At 71.0% G+C, this 16,465-nt stretch carries 18 protein-coding genes; 3 read left to right on the top strand and 15 right to left on the bottom strand.

Annotated elements, in window-relative coordinates:
* Positions 1-18: 18 nt before the first annotated feature.
* On the top strand, positions 19-462 hold the full coding sequence (locus tag KVT44_RS14325) for a hypothetical protein (RefSeq protein WP_101407877.1): 444 nt from the start codon (positions 19-21) through the stop codon (positions 460-462).
* A 9-nt stretch (positions 463-471) separates the two neighbouring features.
* Here KVT44_RS14325 and mug read toward each other — a convergent pair whose 3' ends face one another.
* The 14 genes from mug to KVT44_RS14255 all read right to left on the bottom strand — a co-directional run bounded on the left by mug (position 472) and on the right by KVT44_RS14255 (position 14,980).
* A complete protein-coding gene (gene mug / locus KVT44_RS14320; RefSeq protein ID WP_217567409.1) occupies positions 472-1,020 on the bottom strand; it encodes a G/U mismatch-specific DNA glycosylase in 549 nt (182 codons plus the stop codon).
* Positions 1,017-2,459 (bottom strand): adenylosuccinate lyase, encoded by a 1,443-nt coding sequence (purB, locus tag KVT44_RS14315; protein WP_054229009.1) that lies wholly within the window; start codon positions 2,457-2,459, stop codon positions 1,017-1,019. The genes mug and purB overlap by 4 nt, the downstream gene beginning before the upstream one ends.
* Positions 2,460-2,551: 92 nt before the next feature.
* Positions 2,552-3,790, bottom strand: coding sequence for a cytochrome P450 (locus KVT44_RS14310; protein WP_217567333.1), 1,239 nt, complete (start codon positions 3,788-3,790; stop codon positions 2,552-2,554).
* 24 nt (positions 3,791-3,814) lie between these two features.
* The gene (locus tag KVT44_RS14305; RefSeq protein WP_217567332.1) at positions 3,815-5,209 is read right to left on the bottom strand and encodes an FAD-dependent oxidoreductase; all 1,395 of its coding nucleotides are present in this window, start codon (positions 5,207-5,209) and stop codon (positions 3,815-3,817) included.
* On the bottom strand, positions 5,206-5,439 hold the full coding sequence (locus tag KVT44_RS14300; RefSeq protein ID WP_099924038.1) for a ferredoxin: 234 nt from the start codon (positions 5,437-5,439) through the stop codon (positions 5,206-5,208). Before KVT44_RS14300 ends, KVT44_RS14305 begins: the two co-directional genes overlap by 4 nt.
* 64 nt (positions 5,440-5,503) lie before the next feature.
* On the bottom strand, positions 5,504-6,118 hold the full coding sequence (locus tag KVT44_RS14295; protein ID WP_099924039.1) for a hypothetical protein: 615 nt from the start codon (positions 6,116-6,118) through the stop codon (positions 5,504-5,506).
* Between the two features lie 137 nt (positions 6,119-6,255).
* Positions 6,256-6,594 (bottom strand): DUF4326 domain-containing protein, encoded by a 339-nt coding sequence (locus tag KVT44_RS14290; RefSeq protein ID WP_217567331.1) that lies wholly within the window; start codon positions 6,592-6,594, stop codon positions 6,256-6,258.
* Positions 6,595-6,630: 36 nt separating this feature from the next.
* The gene (locus tag KVT44_RS14285) at positions 6,631-7,413 is read right to left on the bottom strand and encodes an SGNH/GDSL hydrolase family protein (RefSeq protein ID WP_099924040.1); all 783 of its coding nucleotides are present in this window, start codon (positions 7,411-7,413) and stop codon (positions 6,631-6,633) included.
* A gap of 73 nt (positions 7,414-7,486) precedes the next feature.
* Positions 7,487-8,500: a hemolysin family protein gene (locus KVT44_RS14280; RefSeq protein ID WP_217567330.1), complete on the bottom strand. Its 1,014-nt coding sequence runs from the start codon at positions 8,498-8,500 to the stop codon at positions 7,487-7,489.
* Entirely contained in the window at positions 8,497-9,840 is a 1,344-nt protein-coding gene (locus KVT44_RS14275) for a hemolysin family protein (RefSeq protein ID WP_217567329.1), read from the bottom strand. Before KVT44_RS14275 ends, KVT44_RS14280 begins: the two co-directional genes overlap by 4 nt.
* Positions 9,841-10,000: 160 nt before the next feature.
* Positions 10,001-10,426, bottom strand: a complete 426-nt coding sequence (locus KVT44_RS14270) for a GNAT family N-acetyltransferase (protein WP_190169140.1) — start codon at positions 10,424-10,426, stop codon at positions 10,001-10,003.
* Between the two features lie 57 nt (positions 10,427-10,483).
* Entirely contained in the window at positions 10,484-11,383 is a 900-nt protein-coding gene (locus tag KVT44_RS14265) for an LLM class F420-dependent oxidoreductase (protein ID WP_099924044.1), read from the bottom strand.
* Positions 11,384-11,508: 125 nt separating this feature from the next.
* Entirely contained in the window at positions 11,509-14,073 is a 2,565-nt protein-coding gene (locus KVT44_RS14260; protein WP_217567328.1) for an FtsX-like permease family protein, read from the bottom strand.
* Positions 14,074-14,083: 10 nt separating this feature from the next.
* The gene (locus tag KVT44_RS14255) at positions 14,084-14,980 is read right to left on the bottom strand and encodes an ABC transporter ATP-binding protein (RefSeq protein ID WP_254649366.1); all 897 of its coding nucleotides are present in this window, start codon (positions 14,978-14,980) and stop codon (positions 14,084-14,086) included.
* Between the two features lie 149 nt (positions 14,981-15,129).
* Between KVT44_RS14255 and KVT44_RS14250 the strand changes: the two genes are divergently transcribed.
* Both KVT44_RS14250 and KVT44_RS14245 read left to right on the top strand, forming a co-directional pair.
* Positions 15,130-15,393 carry a hypothetical protein gene (locus tag KVT44_RS14250; protein WP_054228994.1) on the top strand — a complete coding sequence of 88 codons (264 nt, stop codon included), beginning with the start codon at positions 15,130-15,132 and terminating at the stop codon, positions 15,391-15,393.
* A 4-nt stretch (positions 15,394-15,397) separates the two neighbouring features.
* Positions 15,398-15,772 (top strand): hypothetical protein, encoded by a 375-nt coding sequence (locus KVT44_RS14245; protein WP_054228993.1) that lies wholly within the window; start codon positions 15,398-15,400, stop codon positions 15,770-15,772.
* Here KVT44_RS14245 and KVT44_RS14240 read toward each other — a convergent pair whose 3' ends face one another.
* Positions 15,773-16,459: a class I SAM-dependent methyltransferase gene (locus KVT44_RS14240; RefSeq protein WP_190169143.1), complete on the bottom strand. Its 687-nt coding sequence runs from the start codon at positions 16,457-16,459 to the stop codon at positions 15,773-15,775.
* Positions 16,460-16,465: the final 6 nt, after the last annotated feature.

The raw sequence follows: 16,465 nt of genomic DNA, 5'->3' as shown, positions 1-16,465 counted from the left end.
GCCGCTTTACTGGACCTCATGACCAGCGCGCAGCACCTCGCCACCATCCTGAGGCTGTGCTCCGAGGACTTCCCCCGTGAGCACGGCCGTTCGGACGTCGGCGACGCGGGACCCGGCTACCACATCGCCGAGTTAGCGACGAGCGAGGAATTCTGGGAGGACGACGGCACGGCACGGGAGGAGACGGCGGAGCAGTACGAGGCCGACCGGGACGGTCTTTCGGTGCTGCTCACCCACCGCTGGGGGCCTCCGCAGGTCTTCAGCCTGTCGAGCGTGCTCGACCGGACGATGGACGGGGAGGACATACCCGAGCCCTGGGGCATCGTGAGCGGGCATGTGCCCGATGTGCACCTCTGGAAGGCGACCGGGCACGACCGCTGGGTCGCCCTCGGTGTCTCGCAGTGGGACAAGGAATGGCCGTTCCAGCTCCTGGCCGTGATCACCGAGATCGACCCGCCGTGACCTGATCCGCTACCCCTCGGCCGCAGCCACCCGCAACCGTCCGAACTCCTCCGCCATCGTCGCCGCCGTCCAGTGCGCGTTGAGCCCACTCGGGTTGGGCAGCGCCCAGACCCGGGTGTCCCCGATCGTCCGCTCCTGCGGGCCGATCACGGCCTTCCGGTCTTCGAAGGCCGCCCTGTAGGCGGTCACCCCCACCACCGCCAGCCACCCCGGCCGCAGTCGCTCCACCTTCGCGCTCAGCAGCCGTCCGCCCTCGCGGTACTCCTCCGCGGACAGCTCGTCGGCCCGGGCGGTCGCGCGCGCCACCACGTTCGTGATGCCGAGCCCGTACGACGGCAACTCGCCCTGCTCCGACGGCTTCATCAGCCGGGGCGTGAACCCCGACAGATGCAGCACAGGCCAGAAGCGGTTGCCGGGACGGGCGAAGTGGTGGCCCGTGGCGGCGGTCATCAACCCCGGATTGATGCCACAGAAAAGCACCTTGAGGCCGTCCCCGACGACATCCGGCACCAGCCGGTCGCGGGCGGCCTCGAGGTCCGCGGGAGTGAGCCGCGTCAGAGGATCGCCCCCGGCGTGTAGCCCGCGGCCTCCGGGTGCTGCTTCACGATCTCCTCGATGCGGCCGACGACGGCGGCGACCTGGTCGGCGGCGGCACCGGTGAACGACAGTTTGTCGGCCATCAGCTCGTCCAACTGCGCGCGGTCGAGCGGAATGCGCTCGTCGGCGGCGAGCTTGTCGAGGAGTTCGTTGCGCTCGGCGCCCTGTTCGCGCATGGCGAGCGCGGAGGCGACGGCGTTCTCCTTGATCGCCTCGTGCGCGACCTCACGGCCGACGCCCGCGCGCACCGCGCCCATCAGGACCTTGGTCGTCGCGAGGAAGGGCAGGTAGCGGTCCAGCTCGCGCGCGACGACGGCCGGGAAGGCGCCGAACTCGTCGAGGACGGTGAGGAAGGTCTCCAGCAGACCGTCCAGCGCGAAGAACGCGTCCGGCAGCGCGACCCGGCGGACCACCGAGCAGGACACGTCGCCCTCGTTCCACTGGTCGCCCGCCAGCTCGCCGGTCATCGAGGCGTAGCCGCGCAGGATGACCATGAGGCCGTTGACGCGCTCGCAGGAGCGGGTGTTCATCTTGTGCGGCATCGCCGAGGAGCCGACCTGGCCCGGCTTGAAGCCCTCGGTCACCAGCTCGTGCCCGGCCATCAGCCGGATCGTCTTGGCCGTCGAGGACGGCGCGGCCGCCAGCTGCACCAACGCGGTCACGACCTCGTAGTCCAGCGAGCGCGGGTAGACCTGGCCGACGGAGGTGAAGGCCTGCGAGAAGCCGAGGTGCCCGGCGATCCGCTGCTCCAGCTCGGCGAGCTTCGCCGCGTCCCCGCCCAGCAGGTCGAGCATGTCCTGCGCGGTGCCGACCGGGCCCTTGATGCCGCGCAGCGGGTAGCGGCCGAGCAGCTCCTCGACGCGGCCGTACGCGACGAGCAGCTCGTCGGCGGCGGTCGCGAAGCGCTTGCCGAGGGTGGTGGCCTGGGCGGCCACGTTGTGCGAGCGGCCGGCCATGACCAGTTCGGCGTACTCGCCCGCCAGCTTGCCGAGCCGCGCAAGAACGGCCACCGTGCGGTCGCGCATCAGCTCCAGCGAGAGCCGGATCTGCAGCTGCTCGACGTTCTCGGTGAGGTCCCGGGACGTCATGCCCTTGTGTACGTGCTCATGCCCTGCGAGGTCGTTGAACTCCTCGATCCGCGCCTTCACGTCGTGCCGCGTGACCTTCTCGCGCTCGGCGATGGAGGCCAGGTCGACCTGGTCGAGGACGCGCTCGTAGTCGGCGATCGCGGCGTCCGGGACCTCGATCCCGAGGTCCTTCTGCGCCCGCAGCACGGCGAGCCAGAGCTGACGCTCCAACTTCACCTTCTGCTCGGGGGACCAGAGCGTGGCGAGCTCGGCGGAGGCGTAGCGTCCGGCGAGGACGTTGGGGATACGGGGCTTTGCAGGCGCGGCAGTCACGTGGACGGAGTTTACCCGCCGTCCGGACGGGCTCCGGAACGCCCGCACGCTCCGGAGCCCAGGTCAGCGGTAGTGGCCCTGGCCAGGCGGCCCTAGGGGCGGATGCCGTCGCAGGCGATCGGTAGATGGCGTGGGCCGCGCAGGACCGCGTTCTGCCGGTAGGGCGGCGGGTCCTCCAGCAGCCGGGGGTTCTCCAGTCTGCGGGCCAGCTCGCTCAGCGCGAGCTGTGCCTCCAGGCGGGCGAGCGGGGCGCCGAAGCAGCTGTGGATGCCGCTGCCGAAGCCGAGGTGCTGGATGTCCCCGCGGTCCGGGTTGAAGCGGTCCGGATCCTCGAAGCGGTCGGGGTCGCGGTTCCCCGCCGCCAGCACCAGCCACAGTGACGCGCCCTTGGGGATGGTGACCCCGCGGACCTCGATGTCGGCGAGGGTGGTGCGCTGCGGCACCAGCTGCACCGGCGGCTCGAACCGCAGCAGCTCCTCGACCACGGGGACGGCGAAATTCGGGTCCTTGCGCAGCCGCTCGAGCACGTCGGGGTTGCGCAGCAGGGTCAGCATGCCGTTGGTGATGAGGTTGACCGTGGTCTCGTGGCCGGCGATCAGCAGGAGCGCCGCGGTGCTCAGGACCTCCATCGTCGTCATGACACCGTCCGGCCCTCCCGCCGTGGACAGCTGGGACAGCATGTCGTCACCGGGCTTCTTGCGGCGTTCCTCGATGAGCCCGGCCAGATACATGCCCAGCTCGGTGCGGGCGTTGTGGGAGACCTTGGCGCGCTCGTCGGCGTCGGCGCCCGGGACGGGGTCCAGGCTGGCGGCGATCGTGTCCGCCCAGGAGTGGAAGCGTGACTCGTCCTCGCGCGGCACCCCCAGCAGCCGGCAGATCACGGTCACGGGGAAGGGATAGGAGAACTGGTCGACCAGATCGATCCGGTCCGGGTTGTCGATGCCGTCGATGAGCCCGGAGACGATGTCCTTCAGCTCGCCGTGCATCTCGTGGACACGCCGCGGGGAGTGCGGCGGCCCGAACGGCCGGTTCGTCATGCGCCGCAGCCGGTCGTGCTCCGGCGGGTCGAGCCGCAGGAAGCTCGGCGGAAGGGCCGTCTCCTCGTCCGCTTCGGCGGCCAGCGGGTTCGCGGTCGCCGGCGTCTTCAGATTGCGGGCGTCGGAGCTGATGCGCGGATCGTGGAGCAGGCTCTGGATGTCGTAGTACCTGCTGAGGACGAACGGTCCGTCCGCGTCGTGGTACACCGGCGTCTTGCGCAGCTCCTCGTACAGCGGATACGGATTGGCGCGGTGGGCGTAGTCGATGATCTGCCGCAGGATGGCTTCGGTCATGGGTGCGTCCTAGGGAACGTCGGATCAGTGCCGAGCGGGGGTGAACGTCAGCCGTCGGTCGTCCGGCGCGTATCCGCTGAGGGTGACGGTCGGGCCGTGGGTGGGCACGGACGGGTCGGGGAAGTCCGCGGGCATCGGCTGCTGCCCCTCGGGGCGGCGGTCCACGGTGGGGGAGGCCGGCGGGAACGGCGCCGTGGTCTCGATGAGCTGTTGGTAGAACTGCAGCCACTTCGTCTGGTCGAAGGTGACGGCGCCGATGACGCGGTCCTGGTAGCCGTAGACGCCGGTGAACCTGTGCTCGCTGCGGGAGCCCTGGGCGATGAGGATCTCGGTGCCCATCGACGGCACCCCGACGGACTTGATGTTCACGCCGAACTGGGAGGACCAGAAGGCGGGCACCCAGATGTGGGGGCGGCGGTCCGCACTGTCGCTCAGCATGTTGTGCGCGGCGGTCTCGGCCTGGGCGACGGCGTTGCCCCAGTGCTCCAGAGACAGGAACTGGTATCCGAACAGCGGGTGCGGGGACCGTGCGACATCGCCGGCCACATAGATGTCGTCGGTGACGATGCCCCGGATGTCGAAGGCCCGGCATCCGGCGTCACAGGCGATCCCGCGGGGACCCGCGCCGAGTCCGGACCCGGCGAGCCATTCGGTGTTGCGCTGGGCACCGAGGGAGACGACCACCACGTCGGCCTCGATGGTGTTCCCGTCGGAGAAATGCGCGGCGCGGACGTGTCCCGCGGAGTCGCCCTCCAGGCCGGTCACCATGACGCCGCAGCGCAGGTCGACGCCGTGTTTGCGGTGCAGCTCGGCGGCCACCTGGCCGACGACTCCGCCGAGCGCTCCGACCAGCGGCGCGTCCGCCCGCTCGGCCACGGTGACCGCGATCCCGCGTTCCCGGCAGGCGGAGGCGATCTCGGAGCCGGTGAACCCGGCGCCGATGACGAGCACGCGGCGGGGGCCCTGCGCGAGCGAGCGCTCCAGCGCTTCGGCGTCGTCGCGGGTCCGCAGCACGAACACCCCGTCGAGCTCCGCCTCGTCCTCCTGGGGCCAGGGCCTGGCTCGTACACCGGTGGCGATGAGCAGCCGGTCGTACTCCACCTCGTCGCCGTCGGCCAGCCGTACCCGCCGGGCCGCCATGTCGAGGCCGGTGGCCGGAACCCCGAGGCGCCACTGCGCGTCGATGGCGCGGTGCCGGGGGAGGCCGGTGCGGTCCGCCGTCGCCCTGCCCAGCAGGACCTGCTTGGACAACGGCGGTCGGTCGTACGGCTCGTAGGGCTCGTCCCCGATCATCGTGAGGGAACCGGCGAACCCCTTCTCCCGCAAGGTCTCCGCGGCCCGAAGTCCCGCGAGCGAGGCGCCGACGACGACGATGCGACCTTCACGCTTGAGCCGGTCCAGCGATCCGTCGGCGCTCACCGGTCGGCCTCCCGGTGGGTTCCGGGGTTCCCGTCAGGGGAGTTCGCGTCCACCATGATGGCCTGGACGGGACACGCGGCCACGGCCCGCGCCATGTCCTCGCGCCGATCCTCCTCGACCTCGGGGTTGTAGAGCAGGGACTCGTCCCCGTGCATGGCGAAAACATCGGGAGCCAGGAACGCGCACTGCGCGTATCCCTGGCAGCGGTTGAGATCGACGACAAGCCTCACCGAGGATCAGCCTTTCCGTGGCCCGTTCTCGTCCCCCTGCCCCTCAGCATGCGCGAGAGGGTGCTCAGCCGCTCGCCGGGGCGTGCAGGCCCACACGGAGGATGTGAAGGCTGACGACCAGTGCCCAGAACGGGAAGACCAGCTCCGACCAGGGCAGAGAAGATCCCGCGACGAGCAGGACAAGCCCCGCGAGATAGCCGAACACGGCGAGCGAACGGGGGAGGACGCCGAGACGGTGGCCGATGGTCGAGGTCGTGAAGACGAACACGGCGGCCATGCGGAGCGCGTACGTCGTCATCAGCGTGTAGGCGAAGTGGCGGCCGAAGCCGGAGGGTTGGCTCAGTACACTGCCCGCCGCGGCGCCGGCCGCGAACATGGTGGCCACGTAGACCAGTCCGCTGCCCATGAAGACGGTGGCGATGAATCTGTCCTCGGCATCGCCGACCCGTGCGCGCAGCGCGCCCATGAACCACAGGAAGAAGATCCCCGCGAACGGGAGGATCTCCAAAGCCGTACGCACTTCCCACCGTTGGTCCGGCGCGACCGTCGCCGTTTCGGCGTCCCCCGCCGGGATCGCGATCCGCACCAGCACGATCGCCGCCGCCAGCAGGAGGGCGAACACCGTACCCGCCAGTCCGGCCGCGCGCGGTGTCCGCAGCCGTTCTTCCCTCGGCTCCATCGGCGCTCGCTCTCTTCCCGAAGCCCCCCGTTCCCCTCTCGGTCCAGCAAGCAGGCACCGGTGCGCCCACGCCACCGGGGCCACCCGTGGGGGTGACGCCCCGCTCAGCCGGAGGCCGGTCGCGGGAGCCGGCCGCGCTACGAGGCGTCGGCCAGCTCCGCCAGGATGTCGCCGTGGCACAGCTCGGGTGCGCACCAGCAGGCCAGCGTCTTGCCACGCAGGGCGGGCACCTGGTCGAGGAGGTCGGGGCGTTCGAGGAGATACGCCCGGTACTTCTCCATGATCTCGGCGCGGGTGCCGTCGCGCTTCTTGGTGGGGGTGTCGTAGGCGAAGGGGTTGTAGAGCGGGTGCTGCGGGAGGTCCCAGTGGCCCATGGTCCAGCGGCGGCCGATGTAGACGAGGTCCGCGGGGGCGTGTTCGAGCCGGGGACCGAACTCGTTGATATGACCCTTGAGGTTGATCACGGTGGTGGGCATGGGATTCCCTTCGGCCGTCCGCCTACCCACCGGTGCCTACCCCACGGACCCCTCGTACGGCAGCAGCTCCGGCCGCTTGGCCGGGCGTCCGTCCCCCGATGAGCGTCCCGTCAGCCGTCGTCCTATCCACGGCAGCAGGTGCTGCCTGGCGAAGCTGGCGTCGGCGGCGCGGCGGGCGACCCAGCCGGGCGGCGCCGTCGGCGGCATCGGCGTACGCCACTCCTTGTCCTCGGGTTCGTACCCGAGCGTCTGCCAGACGGCCTCCGCGACCCGGCGGTGCCCCTCGGCCGTCAGATGCAGCCGGTCCACGTCCCACATCCGGGGGTCGGCGAGTGAGGGCGCACCGTAGAGGTCGACCACCAGCGCGCCGTGCCGCTCCGCGAGCCCGTCGACGACGGAGAAGAGCTCCTCCATACGCGGCCGGAACCGTTCGAGCACCGGACCGTTGCGACCCGGGCTGCGCATCAGGACGAGCCGCTCGCAGGCGGGGGCGAGCCGCTCCACGGCCTCCTCCAGGAGAGCGCGGACGCGTCCCATGTCGACCTTGGGACGCAGTGTGTCGTTGAGTCCGCCGACGAGGGTGATCACGTCGGGCCGCATCGCGACCGCCACGTCCACCTGTTCCTCGACGATCTGTCCGATCAGTTTGCCGCGCACCGCGAGGTTGGCGTATTTGAAGCCGGGCGTCCGCGTGGCCATCCGGCCGGCGAGGAGATCGGCCCAGCCGCGGTAGGAGCCGTCGGGCAGCCGGTCCGACATGCCCTCGGTGAAGGAGTCGCCGACCGCGACAAGACTGGTGTAGGTGGCATTCGTCTGCATGGCGGACAAGATGCTAACCCGCAGGCATACTCGCCGGTCGGTCGGGCCTCCGCAGGGCCCGGCCCGGCCGCCCTCACACCGTCTGTCCGAACAGCTCCCTCAGCACGTCCTCCATCGTCACCAGCCCCGTCATCCGTCCGTCGCTGCCCATGACGGCCGCGAGATGCGTACGACTGCGGCGCATCGCCGTGAGCACGTCGTCCAGCGGGGTGCTCTCCCGCACCCGCGCGATGGGCCGCATGTCCTCCACCCGGAACGGCACCTCGCGCGGCATCGCGTCCAGCGCGTCCTTGACGTGCAGATAGCCCACGATGCGGCGCCCCTCGTCCACGACCGGGAAGCGCGAGAAGCCGGACTCGGCGGACAGCCGCTCCAGCTCCTCCGGAGTGACGCCCACGCGCGCGTAGACGACACCTTCCAGTGGCAGCACCACGTCCCGTACCGGCCGGCGGCCGAGCTCCAGCGCGTCGTGCAACCGCTCCAGAGCGCGGTCGTCGATGAGCCCCGCCGCGCCGGAGTCCTTGACCAGCCTGGCCAGCTCGTCGTCGGAGAAGGTGGCGACGACCTCGTTCTTCGTCTCGACCCGCAGCAGTTTCAGCAGGCCGTTCGCGAAGGCGTTGACCGTGAAGATCACCGGGCGCAGCGCCCGGGAGAGCGCCACCAGCGGCGGTCCGAGCAGCAGCGCGGTGCGCACCGGCTCCGCGAGCGCGATGTTCTTCGGCACCATTTCGCCGAGCAGCATGTGCAGATAGGTCGCCAGGGTGAGCGCGATCACGAACGAGATCGCGTGGCCCGCGCTCTGCGAGACGCCCATCGCGTGGAACGCCGGTTCCAGCAGGTGCGCGATCGCGGGCTCGGCCACGATGCCGAGGACCAGCGTGCACAGGGTGATGCCCAGCTGCGCGGCCGCCAGCAGCGCGGACACGTGCTCCAGGCCCCACAAGACGCTGCGTGCCCGCCGGTCGCCCTCCTCGGCATGCGGCTCGATCTGGCTGCGGCGCACCGAGATCAGCGCGAACTCGCCGCCCACGAAGAAGGCGTTCACGACCAGCGTCGCCAGCCCGATCAGAAGTTGTACGGCGGTCATCGCGGCCCCCTCTCCTCGTCGTACCGCTGCTCCCCGTCGCGCGGCGCGTGCAGCAGCACCCGCGCGGCCCGCCGCCCGGAGGCGTCCACCACGTCGAGCCGCCACCCGGCGACCTCGACGGCGTCCCCGACGGCGGGGATGCGGCCGAGCCCGGTCGCGAGGAAACCGGCCAGGGTCTCGTAGGGCCCCTCGGGCACCCGCAGGCCGACGCGGGCCAGCTGGTCGGTGCGGGCGGACCCGTCGGCCGAGTACAGCGCCCGCCCCTCCTCGTCCGTGCCGGCCGGGGCCAGGTCGGGAGTCTCGTGCGGGTCGTGCTCGTCGCGGACCTCGCCGACGACCTCCTCGACGATGTCCTCCAGGGTGGCGACGCCCGCCGTGCCGCCGTACTCGTCGATGACGGCGGCCATGGTGCGTCCGCCGGACAGCCGGTCGAGCAGCCGGTCGACGGTGAGTGACTCCGGTACGAACAGGGGTTCGCGCATGATCTGGGAGACGGGGGTGCGGGGCCGTGACTCGGCGGGTACCGCCACCACGTCCTTGATGTGTGCCACACCCACGACCGAGTCGAGGTTGCCGCGGTAGACGGGGAAGCGGGACAGACCCGTCGCCCGGGTCGCGTTCGCCACGTCCTCGCAGGTCGCCTGGAGGTCCAGCGCGATGACCTGGACGCGCGGGGTCATCACGTTCTCCGCGGTCAGGTCCGCGAGGTTCAGGGTGCGCACGAACAGCTCGGCGGTGTCCGCCTCCAGGGCGCCCTCCTTGGCGGAGTGCCGGGCCAGGGCGACCAGTTCCTGGGGCCCGCGCGCGGAGGCCAGCTCCTCGGCCGGTTCGAGGCCGAAGACCCGTACGACACGGTTGGCCGTGTTGTTGAGATGCGTGATGAACGGGCGGAACGCGCCGCTGAACCAGCGCTGCGGCGTCGCCACCCGCTTGGCCACGGCGAGTGGAGAGGAGATCGCCCAGTTCTTGGGGACCAGCTCGCCGACGACCATCAGGAAGACCGTCGACAGGGCCGTACCGATGACCAGCGCCACCGAACGGGACGCGGAGGGCGAGACGCCGAGCGACTCCAGCGGACCCGCGATCAGCTTGGCGATCGACGACTCGGAGAGCATGCCGACGACCAGGTTGGTGACGGTGATGCCGAGCTGGGCGCCGGACAGCTGGAACGTCAGATTTCGTGCGGCCTTGAGGGCGCCCGACGCGCCGCGCTCGCCGCGCTCGACGGCCCGCTCCAGCTCGCTGCGCTCGACCGTGGTCAGTGAGAACTCCGCCGCGACGAAGGCGCCACAGGCCAGCGAGAGCAGCACCGCCACCAGGAGGAGGAGGACTTCGGTCATCGGGTCACCTCCGTCCCATGATCGGCCAGGGGCGGGGGGATCGCGCGATGTCGGGTACGGGGAGGCTCGCCCATCGGCGGACGCTCACACCTTTCATGGGAGGAGCGGGTGATCCTCCCATGGTAAAGGATAGGCAAAGTACCCTCTTGAGTGCTGGAGGCTAGTCGGTGAGCGGCTTCGCCCAGCGGCGCCACTGCTCCTGGGGCTCGTACCCGGCGGCCCGCCACGCATGCTGCCCGGTCTCGTTCCGCCGCAGCACCATCGCGTCCGAGCGCCGCCCCCCGAGCCGTACGAACCGCTCCTCGGCGGCGACGAGCAGCGCGGAGCCGATCCCGCGGCGGCGCCGCCCGGGATGCACCGCGAGCCGGTACAGATGGCAGCGCCAGCCGTCGAAGCCCGCGATCACCGTGCCCACCAGCTCGCCGTCGTCCTCGGCCAGGATCAGCGCCTCCGGATCGTGGGCGACCAGTAGCTCCACGCCGTCCCGGTCGTCACTGATGCTCGTGCCCTCGGCCGCCACCTTCCAGAAGGCCAGCACGGTGTCGAGGTCCTCGGGCGTCGCGGCCCGTATCCGCAAGTCGGTCATGGCGCCGATCCCATCACGCGTTCCGTGGGGCGACACCGAATTCCACGATCCGGACGGTCACTCACCCCGCAGCGCGTCGACGACGGGGGCGAACGCCTCCATGTTCGGCTCCAGGACCGTCAGATACGAGAACCCGTACCGCTCCCGCTGCGCCCGCACCTGCGCGACGATCTGCTCCAGCGTTCCCACCAGCACGATCGGCAGCTCCAGCACCTGGTCCTCGGTCAGGTTCGGGATACGGGGCAGCCAGGGCCGGATCGCGGCGCCGCGATCCTCGGTGACGGCGAGGACCTGGATCAGCAGATTGAGCTCGGCGGGCTCCTTGCGTCCCTCGGCCGCCTCCCGGTACAGGGCGACGCGTTCGTCCAGTGCGGCGGCCGTGATCGGCTCCAGCGTGCCGCCCGGGCTGGTGCGCGCCCCGGTGAACGCCGCGATGTCCGCGTGCTCGGCGGTGAGCCGCAGCATCCGGTCGCCGTTGGCGCCGATCAGCAGCGGCACACGGGGTCGCTGCACCGCTCCCGGCTGGTGCTCGTCCGAACCGAGGAGGCGCTCCAACTCCTCGACGGTGCGCTGGAGATGGTCGACCCGTTCGCGCGGTGAGCCCCAGGGGAGGCCCGCCGTGTCGTGCTCCGCCCGGATGTAGCCGGTGCCGAGCCCGAGTTCGAGGCGACCGCCCGTCAGCGTGTCCGTGGTGGCGACCTCGCGGGCCAGCAGCGTGGGATTCCAGAAGCCCGCGTTGAGCACGAAGGTGCCGAGGCGGGGCCGCTCGGTGACCTCCGCCGCGGCCACCAGCGAGGGGAAGGGCGCGGGCATGCCCAGGTGGTCGGGGACCAGGATCACGTCGTAACCGAGTTCCTCGGCACGTCGGCACTTGGCGCGCCACTCGTCGAGGGGCGCGGGGGCGAGCAGATTGACGCCGAACCGGAACGGGCGGGCGGAGCCCGAGGACTGCGGCATGAACTCTCCTCATTCACAAGCCACTTGTGCGCAAGGGGCGAACGGGGTGGGCCGGACGCGAGTACATCGGTGGACAGGACACGTACATCGGTGGACAGGACGCGTACGTCAGCGGGACGCGTACATCATTCGTGCGCGATGGCCGCCAGGACGTTCATGCGCGAGGCACGCAGCGCCGGCAGCAGCGCCGCCACGATGCCCACGACCGCCGAACCCACGACCACGGCGACGATGGTGGTCCAGGGGATGGCGAGCGACTTCATGCCCTGGAGCGCCAGGACCCGCTGCACACAGACGCCCCAGACCAGCCCGAGCGCGAGGCCGAGGACGGCGCCGAACACGGCGATCACCACCGACTCCAGCCTGATCATCCGGCGCAGTTGGCGCCGGGCGAGCCCGATGGCGCGCAGCAGCCCGATCTCGCGGGTGCGTTCGACCACCGACAGGGCGAGGGTGTTGACCACGCCGAGCACCGCTATCACGATCGCGAGTCCGAGCAGCGCGTACACGAGGTAGAGCAGCACGGCGATCTGGTCGTGCACGAGTTTCTTGTAGTCGGCCAGGTCACGGACCTGCACCTGCGGATACGGCTTGAGCGTCTGCTCCAGGTGCGCGCGCAGCCGGTCGGGGCTCGTGTCGGGAGCCGCGTTCACGTACAGGGCCGAGTCCTGCCCGCCGGGCACGTACTTCTCGACCGTGCCGAAGCCGAAGGCCAGCCCGCCCTGCATCCCGAAACCCCCGGAGCCGCCCTGGTCGGTGAGCGCCCCCACCGTCAGCTCGGTCTTCCGCCCGGCGGGGAACTCGACGGGGATCACACTGCCGACGCGCACGCCGTGCTCCCGCGCGAACTTCGCGTCCATCGACAGGTGCCCGGCACCGAGCGCCGCCGCCGTGTTCCCCTGGGTGTACGTGACGTGGGCGACGTCGTCGAGCCGCGGATCGTAGCCCGCCGCGGTCGTCTCGACCCGCTTGCCGTCCGGCAGCCGCACCGCGACCGGCGTGAACCGCTGGCGGACGACGAGCCCGGCACCCTGGGTGGCGCGCACCTTGTCCGTGATCTCCCTGGTGAACGGCACGAAGTTGCTGTTCTGGATCACGAAGTCGGAGCCCAGTGTCTTGTCGATCTGGTGGTCGAACGACTTGCTCATGGACGCGCTCGCCACGGACATCCCGCCGACCAGTGCGAGGCCCACCATCAGCGCGGCCGCCGTGGCACCGGTGCGCCGCGGATTGCGCAGCGCGTTGCGCTGGCTCATCCGGCCGACCGGGCCGAACAGGGCGGGGAAGGCGCCGCCCAGGACCCGGATCACCGGCCGCACAAGGAGCGGACCCGCGATCACCGTCGCGATGAGGGTGAGTACGACACCGAGGCCCAGCAGGGAGGCGGACGTCGCGGTCTTCGACGCCGTGGCGCAGCCGGCCAGCGCGGCGGCTCCGGCCACGCCCACGACCGAGCCCACCAGTGCGCGCGTCCGCAGCGGCCGTCCCACCCCGGCGACCTCGGCGTCCGAGAGGGCCGCCATCGGGGAGACACCGGCCGCGCGCCGGGCGGGGAGATACGCCGCCACGAAGGTGACGCCGACTCCGACGACGTACGACGTGACAGGGGTCGGCCACCCGATCACCATCTCGGTGGACTTGAGGTTCATCCCGAACGCGCTCATCAGCCGGATCAGCCCGAGGGCGAGACCGATCCCCGCGGCGAGTCCGAGCGTCGAGCCGACCAGACCGAGCAGCAGCGCCTCGGTGAGCACGGACCGCCGCACCTGCCGCCGGTCGGCGCCGAGCGCGCGCAACAGGCCCAGCTCACGGGTGCGTTGGGCGATGAGCATCGAGAAGGTGTTGACGATCAGGAAGACGCCGACCAGTACGGCGATGCCGGCGAAGCCGAGCATCACGTACTTGATGACGTCCAGGAATCCACCGAGCTGCGCGGCGGCGTCCTTGGCCTGCTCGTCGGCGGTCTTCACCTCGTATGTCCTGGTGCCCACCTGGGCCGCGATCCGCTGCTTGAGCGGAGCGTCCGCGACCCCGGGCGCCGCGTCCACCGCGATGCTCGTGGCGGCGTCCGGGCTGCCGAGCAGGTTCGTCTGCGCGGTGGGGGTGTCGAGGAACAGCAGCGCGGCACCGGGGTTGGTGGTGGTGAAGGTGGCGATGCCGACGATCCTCACCGGGAAGGTGCGCTCCGCCTGCACCGTCAGGGTGTCGCCGATCGCCACGTGCTTGCGCTTGGCGGTGTCCGCGTCGAGCAGTGCCTCGTCGGCGCCGTGCGGGGCGTGGCCGGACGTCAGTTTCACCGGGCTGCGCTTGGTGACCTGCCAGTTGGTGGCGATGGTCGGCGCGCCCGAGGTGGGTCCGATCGACTTGTTCTCGCGGTCGACGATGGTGAGGTTCTCGACGCTCACGTCCACATGGGTGGCCGCCACGCCGTCGACCTTCGCGAGCCGGTCCGCGAGCGAGGCGGGCAGCGTCGGCGTGGCACCGGTCGCCACCCGCGACTTGAGGTCGTTCTTCGGCGACACGGTCACATCGGCCGCGGTGGAGGCGAAGAGCCGGTCGAACGTACGGGTGACCGTGTCCGAGAAGATCAGGCTGCCCGCCACGAACGCCACGGACAGCACGACGGCCAGCGCCGAGAGCAGCAGTCGTCCCTTGTGGGCGAGGAAGCTCCGCAGAGTCGCCTTGAGCACGGCCGCCGCCTCAGTCCTTGTCGAAGGTGTCGAGAGTGTCGAGAGATGCGTCTAGAGATGCGTCGAGAGGTACGTTGTCGGAGTCGGCGGCCAGGACCACGTCCACGTCGTCGGAGGCGCCCCCGGCGGCCGGACGGCCCCCGGAGAAGTGCCGCATGCGCTCCAGCACCGCCTCCGCCGTCGGCCGCTCCATCTCGTCCACGATCCGCCCGTCCCCGAGGAACAGCACCACATCGGAGTGGGCCGCCGCGCCCGGATCGTGCGTGACCATGACGACGCTCTGGCCGAGGTCGTCGACCGCCTCGCGCAGGAAGCCGAGGACCTCGAGCCCCGCACGGGAGTCGAGGTTGCCGGTCGGCTCGTCCGCGAAGATCAGCTCGGGGCGGGAGGCGAGCGCCCGCGCACAGGCGACGCGCTGCTGCTGTCCGCCGGAGAGCTGCGCGGGCCGGTGCTTCAGCCGGTCCCGCAGCCCGAGCGTGTCGATGACCTGGTCCAGCCACTTCTGGTCGGGTTTCTGGCCCGCGATGTCCATCGGCAGCGTGATGTTCTCGGCCGCGTTCAGCGTGGGGATCAGATTGAAGGACTGGAACATGAACCCGATCCGGTCCCGGCGCAGCCGGGTCAGCTCACGGTCCTTGAGCCCCGTGATCTCGGTGTCGCCGAGCCACACCTGTCCGGCCGAGACGGTGTCGAGTCCCGCGAGGCAGTGCATCAGCGTCGACTTCCCGGAACCCGAGGGGCCCATGACCGCGGTGAAGCGGCCGCGCGCGATGTCCACGTCGACCGAGTCGAGGGCGAGGACGGTGGTCTCGCCGGATCCGTACGCCTTCGTCAGGCCGCGGGCGCGGGCGGCGACCCCGTCGGCGTCCCGTCGTCCGACGGCGTGCTCCGCAGCAGGTGTGGACAAGGCCGCCTCCTCCGTGATGGACGTCCTGACTCCCCGGTCCCGGCCGAGCGTAGTGTGACCCCGCCCACAGCCGGTATCCCCCCGAGGTACCGGCTCCGGCGAGTCGTCCCCCCTTGCGGGTGCTAGCACTTCGGCGCTAGCTTCGAGGTATGGCGAAGACTCAGCTGAACGTGCGGGTGGACGAGGGCACGGCCCGGGCGGCCCGGGAGCGGGCCCTGGAGCGCGGCATGAGCGTGAACCGCTACATCGAAGAGCTGGTCAGACAGGACACCGGCGAGGTCGGTCACACCTTCGTCGACGCCGCCTCCGACTTCATGAAGCAGTACGCGAACGTCTTCGCCGAGGAGTTCGGCGCGGACCGGGAGGGCTCACGGGACGCGTTCCGGGACGGCTCGCGCGAAGGTCGTCGTTGATCCCTTGAGCAGTCTCAGAGTCGACCTCGCCTGGCTCCTCATGATCGCCGAACAGAAGACGCCCGGAGATCCCCAGGTCACCGACTGGGGAGCCCTCGTCGCCGCCGTCAGCCGGCACGAGGCGGAGATATTCGGCATTCCCGTCTACGACAGCCCGCACGCCCGCGCCGCCGCGCTGCTCCAGCTGCTGCTGCACGTCCCGGCGCTCGAACGGTCCAACGCGATGTTCGCCTCGGCCGTCGCGTACGCCTATCTCGTCGCCAGCGGCCTCAAGGTCGTCACCTCGCCCGAGCAGGTGCGCGAACTCGCCCGCCTGGTGAAGGGCGGCGACGCGACCGTGCACGAGATCGCACAGGAGCTGCGGCAGTGGAGTCTGTGACTACTCCCTGACCGGCGGGCGCCTCGCGCTGCCCAGCACGCAGTACGACGTGGGCAGCCGCGGTCCCTTCTCGGGGATCAACAGCCGCCGGTACGGGCCCAGTTCGAATCCGGCCTCGCGCAGCGCGGCGATCGGGTCGCGCGCCAGATGGCAACCGCCGTTCAATCGCGGCCACACCGTCCGGTCCAGCCCGCGCTGGACGGACGCCATCACACGCCCGCCGCCCTTGCCGTGCTCGAAGAACCACACCGTGCCACCGGGCCGCAGCACGCGCCGCACCTCACCGAGGGCCCGCGGCACATCGCGCACACTGCACAGCACCAGCGAGAGCACCGCCCCGTCGAACGCCTCGCTCTTGACCGGCAGCGCCTCCGCCGCGCCCGGCACCACGTCCACGGGCACCTCGGAGCGCAGCGCGGCCTCCACGGCCAACTGCCGCAGCAGCCGCTCGGGTTCGATCGCCACCACCTCGGAGACGGCGCTCGGGTAGTGCGCGAAGTTCAGCCCGTTGCCCGCGCCGATCTCGATGACCCGCCCCGAAAGTCCGGTGAGCAGCCGGTCGCGTACCGCGCCGATGCCCATCCTGGTCTCGGCCGCCACGCTGATACGGGCGTAGTAGCGGGCGAACAGCGGATGGTGCACGGCGTCCCGCGACAGCTTGGCGGAGCCGGCTGACCTGAAGGGCATGACGGA

Source organism: Streptomyces sp. GbtcB7 (assembly GCF_019091445.1).
Lineage (GTDB): Bacteria > Actinomycetota > Actinomycetes > Streptomycetales > Streptomycetaceae > Streptomyces > Streptomyces mirabilis.
Note: the sequence above shows the minus strand (reverse complement) of the source record. Positions and strands in the feature narration are given on the sequence as shown.

Coding starts and splice junctions, on each gene's coding strand:
- KVT44_RS14325 (WP_101407877.1), top strand. CDS start 19: ATGACCAGCGCGCAGCACCTCGCCACCATCCTGAGGCTGTGCTCCGAG.
- KVT44_RS14310 (WP_217567333.1), bottom strand. CDS start 3,790: ATGACCGAAGCCATCCTGCGGCAGATCATCGACTACGCCCACCGCGCC.
- KVT44_RS14295 (WP_099924039.1), bottom strand. CDS start 6,118: ATGGAGCCGAGGGAAGAACGGCTGCGGACACCGCGCGCGGCCGGACTG.
- KVT44_RS14290 (WP_217567331.1), bottom strand. CDS start 6,594: ATGCCCACCACCGTGATCAACCTCAAGGGTCATATCAACGAGTTCGGT.
- KVT44_RS14285 (WP_099924040.1), bottom strand. CDS start 7,413: ATGCAGACGAATGCCACCTACACCAGTCTTGTCGCGGTCGGCGACTCC.
- KVT44_RS14280 (WP_217567330.1), bottom strand. CDS start 8,500: ATGACCGCCGTACAACTTCTGATCGGGCTGGCGACGCTGGTCGTGAAC.
- KVT44_RS14275 (WP_217567329.1), bottom strand. CDS start 9,840: ATGACCGAAGTCCTCCTCCTCCTGGTGGCGGTGCTGCTCTCGCTGGCC.
- KVT44_RS14270 (WP_190169140.1), bottom strand. CDS start 10,426: ATGACCGACTTGCGGATACGGGCCGCGACGCCCGAGGACCTCGACACC.
- KVT44_RS14265 (WP_099924044.1), bottom strand. CDS start 11,383: ATGCCGCAGTCCTCGGGCTCCGCCCGCCCGTTCCGGTTCGGCGTCAAT.
- KVT44_RS14250 (WP_054228994.1), top strand. CDS start 15,130: ATGGCGAAGACTCAGCTGAACGTGCGGGTGGACGAGGGCACGGCCCGG.
- KVT44_RS14240 (WP_190169143.1), bottom strand. CDS start 16,459: ATGCCCTTCAGGTCAGCCGGCTCCGCCAAGCTGTCGCGGGACGCCGTG.